Below are 18,184 nucleotides of genomic sequence, written 5' to 3' on the forward strand. Positions count from 1 at the left end.
CTGATGAAACAATTCCTTGCTCTGCTGGTGGCAGGTCTGCTTTTCCAAAGTGCCTACGCCGGCCCGAACATCAATATCGGAGTGGTCTACGACTATCTGGCCGGCGATAAAAGTACCTATCTGAAACGGGTATACAACAGCGGTGACAGCACGGCGTTCGTCAAGATCAATGTGCTGGAAATCATTTACAACGCCGATGGCACGTCTTCCGAAGTGCCGGTCAAGGTGCAGGCCGATGCCAGTGCCCGGGATGGCCTGATGGCCAGCCCCGCCCGTTTGATCATCCCGGCCCAGGGCATGCAGGGCACCCGGTTGCTGTTCATGGGCGAGCGCGACAGGGAGCGTTATTTCCGGGTGCGCTTCATACCGGTAGTGCCGGAAAAGGAGGACGAGTTCGCGGTCTCTCATGAAGAACGGGAAGATTACAAAAAGACCCTGACCGCCGGCGTAAACGTGATGGCGGGGTTCGGCACGATCTTCTTCGTGCGTCCGGCCGACGCGCGATTCGACAGTGTGATCGAAGACCGTGCCGGCACTTACAAAGTGCGTAACAACGGCAACACAGTGGTCGTGATCGACGAGTTCAAGAGTTGTTCGAAAACCGACGAGACCGATTGCGAGCCGACCACCAAACACCATGTCATGGCCGGTAAGTCATTTGAATTCGAAAAGCGGCCGGGGCGTGATTACCGCTTCATCCTCGTCGAAGGCGACGCAAAGAAAAACCTGCGGGTCGCCGGGTGACAGCGCTCGCCGGCGTGCGCGAACGCGTTCATTCATGCAAGTAACGGGTATCGGAAAATGATCAGACAGTGGATCGCTCTGACATCGGCCAGCGGGCTGGCGTTGACGAGCGCCTGGACGTTTGCCGCGCGCGAGGAAATCGAATTCTTCGTTTCGGTGGACATTCCTGCGTTGAATTTCTATGTCATTCCCAGCGAGCCGGACTGGATACATCGCGAGCAGCGGCTGCACTGGAATGTGAACACCTCGACGCTGGGCACACTGCGGCGCAACTTTGATGTGAAGCACGACAGCAGTGCCATAGAAGCGCGCCTGGAAGGCTTTCCGTACCTGACCAATGGCCGGGACTCTCGGGAAAACATCAACTTGCGTGTGACTTTCAACGGCAGGGAGCTCACCCACAATCCCGTTCCGTTGCAAGTGGTGTCGGCCGAAGACGCGAGGGCCGGGGTGCGTGTGCCGCTGGAGATCGAACCGAGGGAGCAGGCAGGAGGCTATAAACCGGGGGATTACTACGGCACCGTCAATATCATTTTCAACGCGGCAGCTCCGGCGGGCTGACCGAAGACCACCCCCCATGAATTCACCACGGCTTTCAGTGCAAGGAAGGGTCAATGGATTTCAGCTTTGGAACAGTCAGGACGTTCGGTAAAGGTTGGTTGTTCATGCAAGTGCTCGCCGGAATGTTCTCGTCTCCGGCGCAGGCGGTCACTCAGGAGATTCGAGCCAGCTTCGTTCCCGATTCCGCCAATCCGCACAACAATCAGTTCATCAACCAGACCCCGCAAAGCGGCTATTGCGCCAACTACGTCAACGATTGCAAGACGTACAACCTGTCCGGTCTCAGGTTGCCCCTGCGTTTTGCCGCCATCCATCCCATCGAGCCTGGCGCGCCGGCACGTGCCGGGGCGACGCTCAAGGCACCGGCGCAGTGGCGAAGCCTGAATGTCTCGAATGTGGTGACAGGGGAGTCGCATTCCATGGAGATCCGGATCGGCGCGCTCGGGTCACAGTATGTCCTGAGTGACACCGCGGCCAATCTGACGGGGGCATCCGGTGATCAGGAAGGGCATAACCGATTGTGGATCGGAGGCTCATGGGGAGGGGCGCCGGGGGCCTGTCAGAGCGGCGCGATGGCCAGTCTGGGACCTGACAGTTACACATTTTTCTGGCGGACACCGAACGAGTCGGCCTGCAGCAAGGGCGCCGCCTTCAAGATTCCGTGGATGTCCTACGACTATCTGGACGTGGGCTATGAGTTGCGTACTCCCGACCCTTTGGCCATGTCGTCGGGGCTTTACACGGGCGAACTGATTTATTCCATCGCGCCGGGCGGCGACTTTGACATGGGCGACAACATGCTGCCGGACAATTCGAGCCTGACCTTTCGCTTTGTCCTGGATGTCCAGCATGTGCTCAAGGTTGCCCTGCCGCCCGGCGGCAACAGGATCGAACTGGTGCCGCAGGGAGGCTGGCAGGCGTGGCTGCAGGAAGGACGCCGGCCGGCACGCCTGTTCCGGGATCAGACCTTCAACATTTCGGCCTCTTCGAAATTCAAGATGTTCTTCGAGTGCGAGCATGGCGGAATCGGTGCCTGTGCCCTGCGCGATACCGAAAGCGGCTCGACGTTTCCCCAGGTCTACATGAGCGTCAGCCTGCCCCACGGCATCACGGACATGGCGGGCCAACCGGTCAAACACCGTCCTCTGACAGATGATGTGCAAGGCACGGTCTTTCAACCGGGGTATTTTCTGGAGCGGGCGCCCGGCACGCTGCACTTCGAAATACCGGCGTTCTATCTTGAGCAGATGTTGCAGCCCGGTCGGGCCAGGCGGTATGCCGGCAACGTCACCGTGATCTGGGATTCGGAAGTGTAGGCCTGGCCACCGTTGTACCGTGAAGGCAATCGATCCACGCCTTCACGGCTCCGTCGAGTGGGATCAGATCCCCGCCCGAACCATGGCCTCGCGTGTCAGCGTTCTGGGCAGTTCCTTCTCCTGATCACCGATGGCCTCCAACCAGCGAGAATAGCTTTCCTCGCTCATCTTCTCTTCTGTGAACACCTCTTGATCGGGTATCGACAATTGGCGCGCCAGCTCGCTGAGTGCGTGCCTGCGCAGGTACTGTTGCTGCGGTGGCAAGTGCGCCGCTTCAACCCAGTCGTGCTGGGCCGCCTGCAAATCGATCAGCAGGTCGCCCTTTGCCTGATGAGCGCGGGTGTTGGCGAGGAGTTCTCCTGGCCAGGTTTCGCGCAAATATTGGCCCCAGAACGGTTGCTCGATCATTTGGTTGACCAGCCCGTCGCCGGCCTCCTGGCCGATGATCCTGTCGTAGGCCTCGGCGATGGTCTCGTCGTCGACACCGGCGACCGGACGAAATTTCATGGCTTCGGACTGCCAGGGCAAATCCAGGCGTTTGGCCAGCCCCGTTTCGTAGGCCAGGTGAACCTCGACCTCATCGGGATCGCCGTTGCGAGCCTTGATGTCGTCTCGGGCGATTTCGCTCACTTGTCTCAGGCGTGCCGCCCCCTTGGCCAGTGTCACCAGTTTGCGCTCCAGCTCGGCGTGACTGGTGGAGAACAATCGGGCTTCGGACGCCAGCACCCGTATGCCCATGTTGTTGAACAATTGGGCACTGGCATCCTCGCAGCCTTCGGGATCGGTTGACATGAGAAACAGGTCTTCGCGCAATCGGGTGTCGATGTCCATGGCGGCAATCATCCGCCAGACCCGGTCGGTCAATTGATCCCGCGCCTTATCACCGGCCAGATAATCGGCGGAGCGGGTCAGGGCCTGCAGCACTTTCAGAAAGCCGTCTGAATCGGGCTCGCTGGCCACCGCATGCCACGCTTCGCCGCGGTAGGCGCCGATGCCCGCGCTGTCTTGCGCCAGCGAGGTATCCAGGGAAATGGGCCACTGCTGGAGTAGGTCTTCGGCGGCGGTGGAGTAAGTTTCATGGGCGGATATCCCCACTGACGTCCGGTAGGTCTCGAAGGTTGCACGCGCCGAAGTCGACAACCGTTCTCCATGAAGGCGAGTACGCGCAATCAGCCATGCCTTGTCGGACCCCGGAGCAACCTGGGGCATCTGCGTAATCGGATTTGACCTCAGATCCAGGAAAAAACCCCGTGGCCGGGCTTTCAAGAGCAGCCCCACGGGCCAGTCACTGATCTGTGTGTTGACCAGACTCAACACCTTGAGTCTCGGCATCCGTCCGATATCCGGTGGCAGGCCCAGTGGATTGTTGTCCAGGCGCAGGGTTTCCAGGCGCGTCAGATTGCGCAGTTGCTCCACCGCCGCAGGCGTCAGGCGGATCTGATTGTTGTTCAGGCGCAGGGTTTCCAGCAGGCGCATCTGACCGACGCCATCGGGCAAGGCATGCAGTCCGCAATTTCGGGCGCTGAACTGCCGCAAATGGCGAAAGTCTTTCAACAAACCGGTTGCATCCGGGGAAAATCTCGATCCATCCACACTCAGGGTGGTGATCTGATCGAGCCAGGGTTTCAAACCGTCCGGCAGTTGTCGCCACCAGCTCTGGAGATCGCGAGACAGGTATCCGCTGGAGAGGTCCAGCGCATAGCCACTTTCCAGGCTGGTGAAGCGCTCGCCAAACAACTCGGACTTTCGCTCGAAACATTCCAGCAGCCGATCGGCGATGTCACGACCGCCCTTGTGCAGATAGTCGAAGTAGGACCTGGGCAGGTTAGTGTCGGGACTGTCGGCGTCCCAGCTGCTCAGAAAACTCTGCCGCCATTGTTCGAGTTTCTGTTTCAGGCTATTCAGTTCGCGCTCAAGGCGTTCGATCCCGGCGTGGGGATCGCCGTTGCGCTGCAGCGACCGGGTGAACGCTGCGACTTGCGCTTCATTGAAATGCGGATAGAGATTCTGCACTTTCTCTTCCACGGTTCGAGCGCCTTTGGACAGCCAGCCACCGCGCAGCAACAATCCGGTTTCCAGCGGTACGACCGGACGGATCGGTGGTTGGGCCAGCAGGGTCCGACGTTCGGCCGGCGGCTCGGTTTTGGCGATCAGCCATTGCCTGAACCGTTCTCCCTGCCCGGGTCGATATCCCAGTGTGTTGCGCAGTTCGGAAGGCAGGGCCAACAGAATGGCTTCGTACAGATTATTGCGTTCAATGTGCGCGCCGTTGCGCACCTCGTAACGGCCGTACTCGTCCCTGATCAATATTCGCTGTTGGGCTGCGTCCGGGGCGCCGGCGCTGCAGCGCAAGGGGCCGTCGTAAGTGCCGGCGCGTACCTCAATGCGCAAATCGGCGAAGGTGTGGGTATGGACTTTCAGGGTGTTGAGCACGAGGCGTTCGGTGTCCAGGCCCAGCAGCGCTGGCTCGTGCAGGCCTTCGACCGCGCGTGCGGCCATCACCTCGAAAGCGCTTTCCCGTGCCTGATCCTTCAGGCGCAGGGGAATTCGATGTTCTTCGAGCATCACGTTCTGTTCGTCGGGGGTTGCCTTTGACAGCAGGATTTCAGCGACCCTGGAAGGCAATGACGGGTACTGCCGTTGCAGCAACTGGATACGCGCATCGCCGTTGTAATCCTTGAGCCGGTACTGGTAGTCGAAAATTTCCGGGAGGCGCCTTTGCGCGGCATCGGCCAGTTGGTTGCGCAAGACCTGTGCCCGTTCGGCCTTGGGGTAGTTGCCGCCCAGCAAAGATTTCATGTCGGCATCGTCAAGGAAGTCCGCCAACCGTTCCGGCAATCTGCCAGCCATCATGTCCGAGACACTGATGCCGAGCGTCTGAGCATCCGGTGCCTGGGGATTTCCATACTTGCGAAAGCCACCGCTTGTATCGCCGTTCTCAAAGACCTTCAAGGCTTTGTCGGCGGGCCAGCCGGGCAGGTCCGGTGCCATGCGCTCGAACCAGTACGAGGCCGGATCCAGCGGCTGGCCGGTACGAATCCGCTGACTGAGGCTTTTCGCTTCCTCCCAGGTATTGAAGCGCGTCACCGTGTCGGCCAGCAGCGGTGGGGGGGACGTGTTTTCCACATGGATCCTGCGCAAGGCTGCAGGTGGGGTGCCACTGATGGCGCGCAGGTTCTCCTGCTCGGCCTGGGTGTATCCCGCCACGGAATGCCCCAGGCGCTGCATCAGCGTCGGCCCTTCCCAATCTTGTGGGGTTTCCGCTTCGTGAGTCCATGCCCCCTGGCCGTTGTGCCGCAACTGCGGAGAATAGGCCTGCGGCCGAACGGGGTGCTGAACGCGATGATGGCCGCTGTTGCGATCGTATTTCACCTCGTAATGCTTGCCCTCCAGGGGCAGAACGGTCTTTCCGGCATGGTGATGCAAGCCCAGGACATCTGGCCTGGAGGTGTCGGGCGGAGCCAGCGCCGGTTGCTCGTAAGGTGTCAGGTCGGGGTTCCAGAGCCGGGTCTTGCCGTCGAACGACTGAACCGGTTTCATGTTCTCGACAAACGGGGAAAGCTTGAGGCGAAATGAACTGCCGATGGCATGGCCGGCACCCAATGCGGCGAACTCAATCACATCGGTCACCACGCCGACCACGTGTTGCGCCGCGTCGGCCCAGTGGGCGTGAGTGAGGTCGACCACGCCTTCAACCACTTCGCTGGTCAGTTGATAAGCGGTATAGGCCAACATCAGTTCGCCCAGTCCCGGAACGAATGGCGTCAGGACCAGTAGCGCGGCATTGAAGATGTCCGAGGCGATCTTCTTGAAATTCTCCCACCAGGCCCAGCGCGCGTTGTTGTCGGCGTCGGCAGTCGACACGGCGATGCTGCGTGCGTCATTGAGGATTTTGTTGAGCCGTTGTCGGTAGAGATAAGTCCACAGAGGCGCTGTGATCGGGGGGGCGCTGAATTGCAGTTGAGGCTTCTCGACCGGGGTTTCCCGCCAGGACGGTCGGGCGTCACCCGGTTCCTTCGCATACCATTTGACGAAGGTCAGGCGCTGTTCGAGTCCGGCGAAAAAATGACCGCGCTGTTCGTGGTCGACAAACTGACTGAAAAACGTCCGGTAGCCGATACCCGAAGACGGCAACGTTCTGTCTGCCCGCAACTGGCGGGTCAACTCGTCCATGAATGCCAGTGTGGAGGCATATTCCTTGAGCGGGTGATCGGGGTCGTGCGGCACGTAGGCAATCATTTTCTGCGAGTGTTGCGCCTGCGCCGGATCGGGGCGGATGATCACGACCCCGGTCAGGGTCAGGTCCATCATGCCCAGATCGCACACGCACATGGCCTGACCATCGAGCGTCAGGTTCTGCCGGCCCAGCAAAAGGTCGCGAATCAGCGCATAGGCGCCGGGGCCAATGTCCCTTTTGATCTGCGCCATGCGGGCGGCAGCCTTCAGTGCGGCTTGCAGGCTTTGTTCGACCCTTGTCCGCAAATAGGTTTCGGCAACCGGCTCCGGATTCAGCAGGATTGTGTCGAGATGGGCCCTGTACTGCGCTCCGATGTCCAGTTGCCGGCACAATGCCTGAAACTGACTCACACTCAGGGTCTTGCCAATTGGCGAGATATCGAACAAGTCGCGGACAGCGTCGGTTTTTATAATGAATGTTGAGTAGTGTTGATAAGTTTCATCGCGCGCGAAGTTCTGCAACGCAGCGTCAAGCATTGAAACGGTACGGGCTTTGGAACCCTTCGCGATATCAATCGCATACCAGGGTGTTGTTGCTGCAGCGTAAAGCCTTACATAGGTATTCCTGACGTCGACGTCGATATTGAACTGTTCAAGCAACTTCGCTTTCAGCAGCGGTTCGGCAAAGGCGTAAATGTCCTGGAGACGGCCGAGCAGGCGGTCGATGCGATTCTGCGCTCCCCAGGCGCGACGGTTATCGTCGGACAGGCGTTCCAGCCTGGCTGCTGGCGTCGCGATCATCCACGACTCACGGTTTGGCGATGTCTTTGTCAGCGCTCGGGCACGATGCAACTGCATATCGCTGAATACCGGATCGATCCGCGATTTAATTAAGTCGTAATGTTGCCCTTTATATGTGGATGTTGCAGTCATTGTGCAGGCCTTGAATAAGTAAAGAGTTCTCAGCCTAACGTTCAAAGTCCTGATTAATTAGTTTAAAAGCCTGCTGTCTCGGTGTCGGATTAATACGTTAATGATTGAATATTGAAATGCATAAAACACATAACTACTACCCGGCATCGGCTTCAAATGAAGCGGATGCCACAGTAGGTGTCTGCGGTGCAAGGCACTGTGAATCACTGCCCGGCTGCAAGTACGGCATCAGAATCGGCGCCATGCCCTTGAGCACCTGCACCGGCAGGGCCGAGGTGAACTTGAAGTTCTCCGCCGAGCGCCCCGGCACGAATGCGGTGAGCGTGCCGAAATGGTGGTCGCCGATGTAGAACACGAAGGTCGCCGTACGGTTGATCGACTTGGAGCTCAAAATGCGTCCGCCGGAACCGATGGCTTCGATGCGGTTGTCACCGGTACCGGTCTTGCCGCCCATGGTCAGCGGTGTTCCATCGTTCAGTTTGAAACTGCCGGAAACACGTTTGGCCGTCCCCGAGTCCACCACTTGCGAAAGCGCTTCACGCATCGCCGTGGCGACTTCGGACGGCATCACCCGTTTGCCGACGTGAGGGTCATTGACCAGTTTGGTTTCGTAAGGCGTGCCGGCGGCGAAGTGCAGGCTGTCGATGCGCAAGGTCGGCATGCGAACACCGTCGTTGAGGATGGTGCCGATCAACTCCGCCAGCGCGGCGGGACGATCACCGGAACTGCCGATGGCGGTGGCCAGCGACGGCACCAGGTGATCGAACGGATAGCCGACTTTCTGCCAGCGCTGATGGATGTCGAGGAACGCCTCGATTTCCAGCATGGTGCGGATCCGGCTGTCGCGGGCGCCCTTGTGCTTGCTCTTGAACAGCCAGCTGTAGACTTCCTGACGTTCGAACTGACTGGCCTTGACGATCTGGCTCCAGGTCGCGTCCGGGTGGTTGAGCAGGTAGCCGATCAGCCACAGGTCCAGCGGGTGGACCTTGGCGATGAAGCCCTGATCCGGCAGGTCATAGGTGCCGGGCCCGTAGGCCAGATAGAGCCGTTCCAGGCGTTCGTCGGTGAGTTTTTCGGTAATTTTTACGCCCTTGAGGTGCGAGCGCACAAAGGTGTTGAAGTCTTCCTGACTGGCGTTGGGCAGCAGGTAACGGTGCACGGCGGCCATGCGGATCGGGGTCGGGCGCATGCTGTCGAGGAAGGTGTCGAGCCGGGCCTGGGTGTCCTTGTTCCGGTACTTCTTCCAGAACTTGAGCAGGAACGAAGTGCCTTCGCGGTCGGCGAACGAGGCGAGGTATTCCTGACGCCGCGGGTCGCGATCGTCCTTGAGCAGCTCGGCGCTGTTGTTGGGGCCGGAGTAGGTGGTGTAGCGCACCAGATCGCGCATCAGGCGAATGAACGGCAGGTTGATCGACTCGCGCAGAGCATCGCGCAGGGTCGGCATGCGGCCGTTGTCTTCCTTGCGAAAGTTGTGGAACACATGCAGCCCGCCGCCGGTGAAAAACGCCTCGCCGGGGCTGGCGGAATATTTGCGGTCGAGGGCTGCGCCGAGCATCTTCGACAGGTCGTGATCCGTGTTCTGGATCAGGTAATCGATCACCCACTGGGTCAGGCGGTCCTGATCCGGTACGTCCACTTTCTTCAGCTCCGGCACGGTCATGGCGCCGTACTTGTCATGCAGCTCAGAGATGATTTGCAGGTAGGTGGTCAGCACCCGCATCTTGGCGGTGGAGCCCAGTTCCAGCTTGCTGCCCTCGTTGATGTCGAACGGCTGGTCGGTGCTGTCGGTCTGCACCCGCACCCGCGAACCGTCCGGTGTCAGCTCGAACAGGGTGAAGCTGTAGCGCACTTGCGTGGTGCTGGTGGGCGTCAGCAGACGTTCGCCGAGCAGGCCGATTTCGGCGGCGTAGGCGGGGTCGGCGAGTTTTTTCAGGTAGGCGGTGGCCTGGGTTTGCAGCTCGCCCTGCAGGGTGCTGGTGGCCGAGAGGTCGAGACGGTCGAGATCGTAGAGCGGACGATTGAGCATCGAGGCCAACCGGCTGCGGGCGACGCTGATGCCTTTGTTGGTCTCGATCGGCTGGATGGTCGGCTGGGTCTGCCAGTCGCGGTAAGTGACCATGCTGGCCAAGGCGGCATCGGCCAGCGCGGTGTCGATCACGCCATTCTGCTTGAGCAGCCGCAGATGGCTGTCGGTGAGGTCGGCCAGCTCTTCCCGGCCCTTGGTCAGGTAATGAGAAGGACGGCGCTGGGCGATCATCAGCGAGAGCATTTCGCGCAGGGCCAGGCCCTTGTCGGCCATGGACTTCGGGTCGGTCGCGGTGCTCGCCAGTTTTGCGTTGGCTTCGTTGAAGTCGGCGCCGTACCAGACCCGCAAACCTTCGGCCATGCCGTGGACTTCACCATGCCCCGGCACCGCTGACAACGGCACGCTGTTGAGGTAATCACGAATGATGTTGCGCCGTGCCGACAAGGTGTCAGGGCCGGCCTGATAGGCTCGCACGCTGGCGGAAATCATCTGGCGGATTTTCTCGGCGCCGTTCACCGTCAGTCCGTCAGGCGAGTGGCGATACTTTTCCAGTTGCGTGGCCAGGGTGCTGCCGCCGGCCGACTGTCCCGGCAAGTGCAATAACTTGGCTACCTGCGACCACGCGGCCATGCCGAAGCGCGGCCAGTCCACTGCCGGGTTGGCCAGCGGTTGTTGGGGGTCGAGCAGAAAGCGGTTTTCGATGAACAGCAGGCTGTTGACCACCACCGGCGGGATCGACTCGAAACTCGAATATAGCTGCTGTGGATAGTTGTACTGATACAGCGGCGCGGCGCGGCAATCGGTGATCGACAGCCCGGCCTGGATTTTCTCGGAGTAGGGCACGAACAGGCCCTTGTCGGTATAGCCGAGCAGCGCTGGCGAGAAGCGCGTCTGTTCGGTGATCACGTAGTTGCGCTTGAGCAGCCGAGGCAGAAACTCATCCAGCGAGCTGTAACCCAGACGCAGATCGAAAGGCCCGTTGCCCGGATAACGAATGGCTTCGCTTGGCCCCGGTTGCAGTTCATAGGTCAATTTGGCGGCGTACTGGCTGACCTCGCGGGATTGAAAACGCGAGGTGCGCATTTCCTTCATCGCGGCCAGGCCCACCACAATCGCAATGATCACCAGCAACAGCCAGAAAGCCTTCCACCCATGCCGGTTGCGACGGGGTTTCTCAGGGACAGGCGCTTCATCCACACGTTCAGTCGGAACCACTTTTTCACTCGAATCGGTTTGCCACAAAGCGCCCATAGTCGATTGATCCATTCACGCAGATTGATCGGACTTGACTGAAGCTTAGTCGGTGGTTGGCGCGGGTGAAAAAATTGTGAAGCCTGGACCCTGAACAAATCTGCGCGGCGGGCAATCCGGCAGCGACGGGTGTGCAGGTCCTGGAAAAGGGCGGAACAGAGCGGTTCTCGGGTAAATACGACTTGGGTAGGGGCATGACGATGCACCATTGCTGTGCAATACTCGGCGCCCATTTCGGCAGTGAATAATCCGGTTTTTTCAGGAGTGTTTGTCTCGAAATGCCGATTTATAACGATGCTTGTCGCTGAATATGTCGGTTTTTAGAGTGAAATTTCCTGCGGGAAGCTTTTTATACTGCCAGCCCCTCTGATCCTCAGGCCCGAACCTGCAGGACGCGTCCGCCCACGAGGCCGGCGCGGTGTCGGGAAGCCATGGCTTATCGGCCGACGCTTCGACACTCGGTGGTCTATCCAATAACAAGACGAGGAAGTCCCCCATGCCAGTCGGCAATCACCCGCCCCATGGCGAGACCGCTAACGGCGGTCCACTCAAACGCGAACTTGGTGAACGGCACATTCGCCTGATGGCGCTCGGCGCCTGTATCGGTGTCGGTCTGTTTCTCGGTTCGGCCAAGGCCATCGAAATGGCCGGCCCGGCAATCATGCTGTCTTACATCATCGGTGGTCTGGCGATCCTGGTGATCATGCGCGCCCTCGGCGAAATGGCCGTACACAACCCGGTGGCCGGCTCCTTCAGCCGTTACGCACAGGATTACCTCGGCCCGCTGGCCGGTTTTCTGACCGGCTGGAACTACTGGTTCCTGTGGCTGGTGACCTGCGTTGCGGAAATCACGGCGGTGGCGGTGTACATGGGCATCTGGTTTCCCGATGTCCCGCGCTGGATCTGGGCGCTGGCGGCGCTGGTCAGCATGGGCTCGATCAACCTGATCGCGGTGAAGGCCTTCGGTGAGTTCGAGTTCTGGTTCGCCCTGATCAAAATCGTCACCATCATCGCCATGGTGCTGGGCGGCATCGGCATCATCGCCTTCGGTTTCGGCAACGACGGTGTGGCGCTGGGGATTTCCAACCTGTGGGCCCACGGCGGCTTCATGCCCAACGGCGTGACGGGCGTGTTGATGTCGCTGCAGATGGTGATGTTCGCTTATCTGGGTGTGGAAATGATCGGTCTGACCGCCGGTGAAGCGAAGAACCCGCAGAAGACCATCCCCAATGCGATCGGCTCGGTGTTCTGGCGGATCCTGCTGTTCTACGTCGGCGCGCTGTTCGTGATCCTGTCGATCTACCCGTGGAATGAAATCGGCACCCAGGGCAGTCCGTTCGTGATGACCTTCGAGCGTCTGGGCATCAAGACCGCCGCCGGCATCATCAACTTCGTGGTGATTACCGCTGCGCTGTCGTCGTGCAATGGCGGCATCTTCAGCACCGGGCGCATGCTCTACAGCCTGGCGCAGAACGGCCAGGCGCCGGCCGGTTTCGCTCGCACCTCGAGCAACGGCGTGCCGCGTCGGGCGTTGCTGCTGTCGATCTTCGCGCTGTTGCTGGGCGTGCTGCTCAACTATCTGGTTCCGGAAAAAGTCTTCGTCTGGGTGACCTCGATTGCCACCTTCGGCGCAATCTGGACCTGGGTGATGATCCTGCTGGCGCAGTTGAAATTCCGCAAAGGCCTGAGCGCCAGCGAACGGGCCGGCCTGAAGTACAAAATGTGGCTGTTCCCGGTCAGCTCCTATCTGGCGCTGGCGTTCCTGGTGCTGGTGGTGGGGCTGATGGCGTACTTCCCGGATACCCGTGTGGCGCTGTATGTGGGCCCGGCGTTCCTGGTGCTGCTGACGGTGTTGTTCTACGTGTTCAAGCTGCAGCCGAAGGATTCGGCACAGGGCGCGATGCGTTCGGTGTCATAATTCGTCAGCGCTGAAACTCGAAAGCCCCGGTCGAAAGTCCGGGGCTTTTGTTTTTCCGGGATAAAGATATTCAACGGCCTGGACATGCCTATCCGCTCGTCTGAAAGGGTCGCTAACCTGTAATTCCTGACAGTAGCCGCTTTCCAACGTTTAGTGATCGAATCGGTGGCAACCAATTCAGAGGCACGGACATGAGGATGAGTGATTTTGTCGACCGAGAACTCGGCCACCGTCAGGTCGTGCTGTTCTTCCTGCTCGCCACGACGCTGTACATCCTGCCGCTGATCCTCGCCGACTTCCCCTACATCGACGACAACTGGCGGACCCTGGCCGCCGGCAACGCCTGGGCGGGGCAGGGGCGGTTGTTCATGGACTGGCTGTATCAGGCGCTGACGTTCACCGGCGCTGCACCGAATATTTTTCCATTGCCGCTGTTGATCGCCACGGTGGCCATGTCTTTTGCCCTGACGCGGCTGACCTTTCACTATTTTCCTGAACCGACCCTGGCCTGTTGTCTGGTTCCGTTGCCGCTCTGGTACAACCCGTTCCTGTTGCAGAACCTGTCCTACCAATACGACGGGGCCGGCATGGCCCTGAGTCTGGTCGCGGTGATTTACGCGATCACGTTTGGCGGTACTTCGCGAATACAGCGATGGCTGGTCCCTTCGGTGTTGCTGGCGCTGGCGATCGGGCTGTACCAGATCAGCCTCAATGTGTTTCTTGGACTGTGTTGTGTGGAGTTGCTCAGGCATGTTCACGCGCGAGTGCCATGGGATGAACTCTGGCGCCAATCAGGCTGGCGGCTGGCGCAACTGGTGCTGGGCGTGTCGATCTACGCGGTCACGGCCTATCCGTTCACGGATTCCACACGCACCGAATTGCTCAACCTCAGTGCTGATCCACTGCTGCAGATCAGCATCAATTTTGGCCGGGTCATGGAGAAGGTGGCGCTGCTGTTTCACAGTGGCTACACAGCAGTGTTCGTCGTATTACTTCTGTGCGCATTGTTCGGTGGTGTACGGATGGGACGGCAAATTCGCCTGCGCCAGGAACCACCCGCAAAGGGCCTGCTCCTGAGCTGTGGCTGTCTGCTGACTTTGCCGCTGATTGTGTTGCTGGTGCCGGGGATGACGCTGTTGTTTCGCGATTTCAACGAAGGTGCGCGAACTCTGATGGGGTTCGGCGTGTTGCTGATGTTGCTGTTCTATCTGGCCTGGCTGGGGTTGATGTCGCTGCACTCGCGGCTGCCTCTGGTGTTGGCGATTCCGCTTCTGGCCACGCTGTCGCTGTCCTTCGCGTACGGGCGGGTGCTGACGATGGAAAAAACCTTCGCCAGCAGTGCTCTCAACAGCCTGAGCCACGACATTTCATCCCATCGCGAACTGCGCGAAGCCAAACGGATTTATATCTCGGTGACGTACTCCGACCGCTGGCTGGCGGGGGCGGTGGGTACGTTCAAACAGTTGCCGGTGCTGCAATATCTGCTGAACATCGATTACTTCATGCTCGCCGAAAATCTGCCTTCGGCCGGCATCACCAACGTGGTCGCCGAGCGGGAGCGGCGCAACGCGACCCGCGTCGGTCTGATGGGCTATCCACCCTTAGTGGACAGCCTCTATTACCGGCTTTACCTGATTGGCGACTACGGCTTCATCGTGATGAAGGAGCCGCCCCACGGCCGCTTGCTGCAATGGTGACCGTTCAGAGTCTAGGCCGCCGCGATTTCCTGCGGCTCAAAACTGTCCGCCCGCGCCATCTGCCACATCCGCGAATAGAACTCGCCGTTCACTTCCCCGGTGAGCAATTCCCCAGGTTTCAGGAACACATGCAGCTGCGAGAACAGTTTGATTTCGGTGGCCGACATGCGCCGCACCAAATGCTTGGCCGACAGTTGCGACGGATGATCGAGGCCGGCGGCGGCGAGCATTTCCGCCAGCGCCTTCAACGTGTTGCGATGGAAGTTGTAGACCCGCTGGGCCTTGTCCGGCACCACCAGCGCGCGCTGGCGGAGGTTGTCCTGGGTGGCGACGCCGGTCGGGCATTTGTTGGTGTGGCAGCTTTGCGACTGGATGCAGCCGATGGCGAACATGAAACCGCGCGCCGAGTTGGCCCAGTCGGCGCCGATGGCCAGCACGCTGGCGATGTCGAAGGCACTGACGATCTTGCCGCTGGCGCCGAGCTTGATCTTGTCCCGCAGATTCAGGCCGACCAGCGTGTTGTGTACGAACAGCAGACCTTCGCGCATCGGTACGCCGATGTGGTCGGTGAATTCCACCGGCGCGGCGCCGGTGCCACCTTCCTTGCCGTCGACCACGATGAAGTCCGGCAGGATCCCGGTTTCGAGCATGGCTTTGGCGATGCCCATGAACTCCCATGGATGACCGAGGCAGAACTTGAAGCCCACCGGTTTGCCGCCAGACAATTCACGCAGTTGCTGTATGAAATGCATCATCTCGATCGGTGTGGAGAACGCGCTGTGGCGGGACGGTGAAATGCAGTCTTCGCCCATCAGGATGCCGCGGGTATCGGCGATTTCCTGGGTCACTTTGTGCTTGGGCAGAATCCCGCCGTGGCCGGGTTTGGCGCCCTGGCTCATCTTGATTTCGATCATCCGCACTTGTGGGGTCTGTGCCTGGGCGGCGAAGCGTTCGGGGTCGAAGCGGCCGTCGCTGGTGCGGCAACCGAAATAGCCGCTGCCCAGCTCCCAGGTCAGGTCGCCGCCGTGTTCGCGGTGATACGGGCTGATGCTGCCTTCGCCGGTGTCGTGGGCGAAATTGCCGAGTTTCGCACCCTGGTTCAGCGCACGGATCGCGTTGGCACTGAGGGAACCGAAGCTCATGGCCGAGATGTTGAACACCGACGCCGAATACGGCTGGGTACACTGCGGGCCGCCGACGGTGACGCGGAAACTGCTCGGGTCGCTCAACGGCGCCGGGCGCATCGAGTGGCCGATGAATTCGAAACCGGATTGGTAGACGTCGATCAAGGTGCCGAACGGTTTGTCGGCGCTTTCATTCTTGGCTCGCGAGTACACCAGCGAACGCTGGGCGCGGGAGAAGGGCAGGGCGTCGCTGTCGGATTCCAGCAGGTACTGGCGGATCTCCGGGCGGATGCCTTCGACCAGGTAACGGATGTTGCCCAGGATCGGGTAGTTGCGGCGCACCGCGTGGGGGCTTTGCATCAGGTCGAACAGACCCAGCAGGCTCAACACGCCGGTAACGGCAGTGATCGGCCACAGCCAGTCGTGTTCGAGAAAGGGCAGGCTGGCGAGGGTGAAAATCACGCAGACGGCAAAGAAGGCGTAGCGGCTCAGAAGTGACAGGCTCATACGGTTTCCTTGGTTCGGACGGTTTTTTGCGGCAGTCAGGCGTTCTGCGCCTGCAGAAAGATCGAAAACAGCTCCGACTGGGATTTGATCCCCAGCTTGCTGTACATGTGTTTCTTATGGACTTTCACGGTTTCAACAGAGATTTCCAGCTTACGGGCGATTTCTTTACTGGAGCAACCGCTGAGCATCAAACGCCCGACATCCAGTTCCCGGGCGGTCAGTTGCGCGCCCTTGAGTTGCTGCACCGACGCTTCGAGCTGCACCCGCCAGTCCGGTTGCGCAGGCGCCGGTGCCAATGCCAGGGTTTCATTGATTTCGTAGGGCAGGCGCTGGCGCAACAGGCCGAGCACCCACGGCTGGATCAGCGACAGCAAGGCAATCTGCTCGCCGCTGAAGCGCTGCTGGCTGCCCAGTGACAGGCACAGCGTGCGGTCGCCTTCGAGCTGGCAATTGAACTGGATTTCGTCGGCCACCACATTCAGACGAAAGTATCGCTGGTAATACTCGGTCAATTCGAAGTGCTCCGGCGCGACCTCCGACAGGCGATACAACCCGGTGCGCGATTGCTCGCGGCAGGCGATGTAGAACGGGTCGAGCAGGTACAACCCGCGCAGGTAATCCTGGAACAACTGGTCGGGACTGCCGTCGGCGCCGGGGCATTCGGCGAACACCTGCGGATGGCGGTCGGCGCTGAACAGCAGCGCCACCCAGCTATCGAACGTGACGTACTGGTCGAGCAGGCGCACCAGTTGCGCCCAGAAATTCGGCTTGTCGAGGGCGTCGATCAACTGCCCGACGGCGCGGTGCCAGGTGATGTCGTCAAACGAAACAGTCATGCCTCTACCCCTATCGGGTTACCCCGGCCGCGTAATTCCCTGGCCGGTCGAATGCGAAGCATACTGGTCCACAGACAGTCGCCGGGCAATCTTTCGGCACCCGGCGCTCATAACAAGGACTCCCCATGAAAGTCGAACTCGCCCAACTGGCGGGCCGTGACAAAGACACGGCGTACAACCTCGAACGCGCACTCGCGGCGATTGCGGCCTGCGCCGCCGACACGCAACTGATCGTGTTCCCCGAGACTCACCTGATGGGCTTCCCGACTGCCGACACTGTGGCGCAGATCGCCGAGCCGCTGGACGGCCCGACCGTCAGCGCCGTGCAGGCTGCCGCCCGTGAACGCAACCTCGCCGTGGTGATCGGCATGGCCGAGAACGACAACGGCCGCTTCTACAACACCACGCTGCTGATTACTCCGGAAGGCATCGCCCTGAAATACCGCAAGACCCACCTCTGGGCGTCGGACCGCGGCGTGTTCGAGGCCGGCGACCGTTACGCCACCTGCCTGTGGAACGGTGTTCGGGTCGGTTTGCTGATCTGCTACGACATCGAGTTTCCGGAATCGGCCCGGGCCCTGGCGCAACTGGGCGCCGAATTGTTGATCGTGACCAACGGCAACATGGACCCGTACGGTCCGACCCACCGCACCGCGATCATGGCCCGGGCCCAGGAAAACCAGGCGTTTGCGCTGATGGTCAACCGTGTGGAAACCGGGGATGACGGGTTGATGTTTGCCGGCGGCAGTGCGCTGGTGGATCCGCTGGGCACGCTGCTGTTCGAGGCCGGGCGTGAGGAGGGGCGGTTCAGTGTGGAGCTGGATTTCGCTCAGCTGGAGCTAGCGCGCAAGGATTATCGGTATCTGGATGATCAGCGGTTGAGGTTGCCGGGGGAGGTGGTGGAGCGGGATGGTGGTGTTCGGGAGCTTTTGATTCCTGCCCGGTGAACCGCTGCCCTCACCCTAACCCTCTCCCGGAGGGAGAGGGAACTGACCGAGGTGTTCATTCGAAGTACATCGACCTGAGGAGTCGAGTCGAACTCAGGACCTGAAAAGCATGAAGATCTGCTCCCTTTCCCCCTCGCCCCCTTGGGGG

The 18,184-nt window shown here is 60.3% G+C and carries 10 protein-coding genes; 6 read left to right on the top strand and 4 right to left on the bottom strand.

What is annotated here, in order from left to right; genetic code table 11:
- Positions 1-3 precede the first annotated feature (3 nt).
- The 3 genes from J5M72_RS28225 to J5M72_RS28235 are packed head-to-tail and all read left to right on the top strand — an operon-like array spanning position 4 to position 2,621.
- Positions 4-744 (top strand): molecular chaperone, encoded by a 741-nt coding sequence (locus J5M72_RS28225; protein WP_207868215.1) that lies wholly within the window; start codon positions 4-6, stop codon positions 742-744.
- Between the two features lie 57 nt (positions 745-801).
- Positions 802-1,305, top strand: a complete 504-nt coding sequence (locus J5M72_RS28230) for a CS1 type fimbrial major subunit (protein ID WP_169432696.1) — start codon at positions 802-804, stop codon at positions 1,303-1,305.
- Between the two features lie 53 nt (positions 1,306-1,358).
- Positions 1,359-2,621 (top strand): hypothetical protein, encoded by a 1,263-nt coding sequence (locus J5M72_RS28235; RefSeq protein ID WP_243433534.1) that lies wholly within the window; start codon positions 1,359-1,361, stop codon positions 2,619-2,621.
- Between the two features lie 63 nt (positions 2,622-2,684).
- On the opposite strand, the gene J5M72_RS28240 is transcribed toward J5M72_RS28235, so the two are convergent.
- Both J5M72_RS28240 and J5M72_RS28245 read right to left on the bottom strand, forming a co-directional pair.
- The gene (locus J5M72_RS28240) at positions 2,685-7,598 is read right to left on the bottom strand and encodes an NEL-type E3 ubiquitin ligase domain-containing protein (protein ID WP_243433535.1); all 4,914 of its coding nucleotides are present in this window, start codon (positions 7,596-7,598) and stop codon (positions 2,685-2,687) included.
- 268 nt (positions 7,599-7,866) lie between these two features.
- A complete protein-coding gene (locus tag J5M72_RS28245) occupies positions 7,867-11,007 on the bottom strand; it encodes a transglycosylase domain-containing protein (protein WP_207868219.1) in 3,141 nt (1,046 codons plus the stop codon).
- Between the two features lie 496 nt (positions 11,008-11,503).
- Here J5M72_RS28245 and J5M72_RS28250 point away from each other — a divergent pair, with 496 nt between their 5' ends.
- Positions 11,504-12,925, top strand: coding sequence for an amino acid permease (locus J5M72_RS28250; RefSeq protein WP_207868221.1), 1,422 nt, complete (start codon positions 11,504-11,506; stop codon positions 12,923-12,925).
- Between the two features lie 191 nt (positions 12,926-13,116).
- Positions 13,117-14,622, top strand: coding sequence for a glucosyltransferase domain-containing protein (locus tag J5M72_RS28255; RefSeq protein WP_207868222.1), 1,506 nt, complete (start codon positions 13,117-13,119; stop codon positions 14,620-14,622).
- Between the two features lie 11 nt (positions 14,623-14,633).
- On the opposite strand, the gene J5M72_RS28260 is transcribed toward J5M72_RS28255, so the two are convergent.
- Together J5M72_RS28260 and J5M72_RS28265 are read right to left on the bottom strand one after the other, a co-directional pair.
- Positions 14,634-16,253 carry an FMN-binding glutamate synthase family protein gene (locus J5M72_RS28260; protein WP_169431745.1) on the bottom strand — a complete coding sequence of 540 codons (1,620 nt, stop codon included), beginning with the start codon at positions 16,251-16,253 and terminating at the stop codon, positions 14,634-14,636.
- Between the two features lie 35 nt (positions 16,254-16,288).
- Complete coding sequence (locus J5M72_RS28265; protein WP_169431744.1) at positions 16,289-17,089, bottom strand: LuxR C-terminal-related transcriptional regulator; 801 nt, start codon at positions 17,087-17,089, stop codon at positions 16,289-16,291.
- 125 nt (positions 17,090-17,214) lie between these two features.
- Between J5M72_RS28265 and J5M72_RS28270 the strand changes: the two genes are divergently transcribed.
- Positions 17,215-18,036 (top strand): carbon-nitrogen hydrolase family protein, encoded by an 822-nt coding sequence (locus J5M72_RS28270; protein ID WP_207868224.1) that lies wholly within the window; start codon positions 17,215-17,217, stop codon positions 18,034-18,036.
- The last annotated feature ends 148 nt before the right edge of the window (positions 18,037-18,184 follow it).

The sequence above is a fragment of the Pseudomonas sp. 58(2021) genome (assembly GCF_017491585.1).
In the GTDB taxonomy this organism is placed as follows: Bacteria; Pseudomonadota; Gammaproteobacteria; order Pseudomonadales; family Pseudomonadaceae; genus Aquipseudomonas; species Aquipseudomonas fluorescens_BT.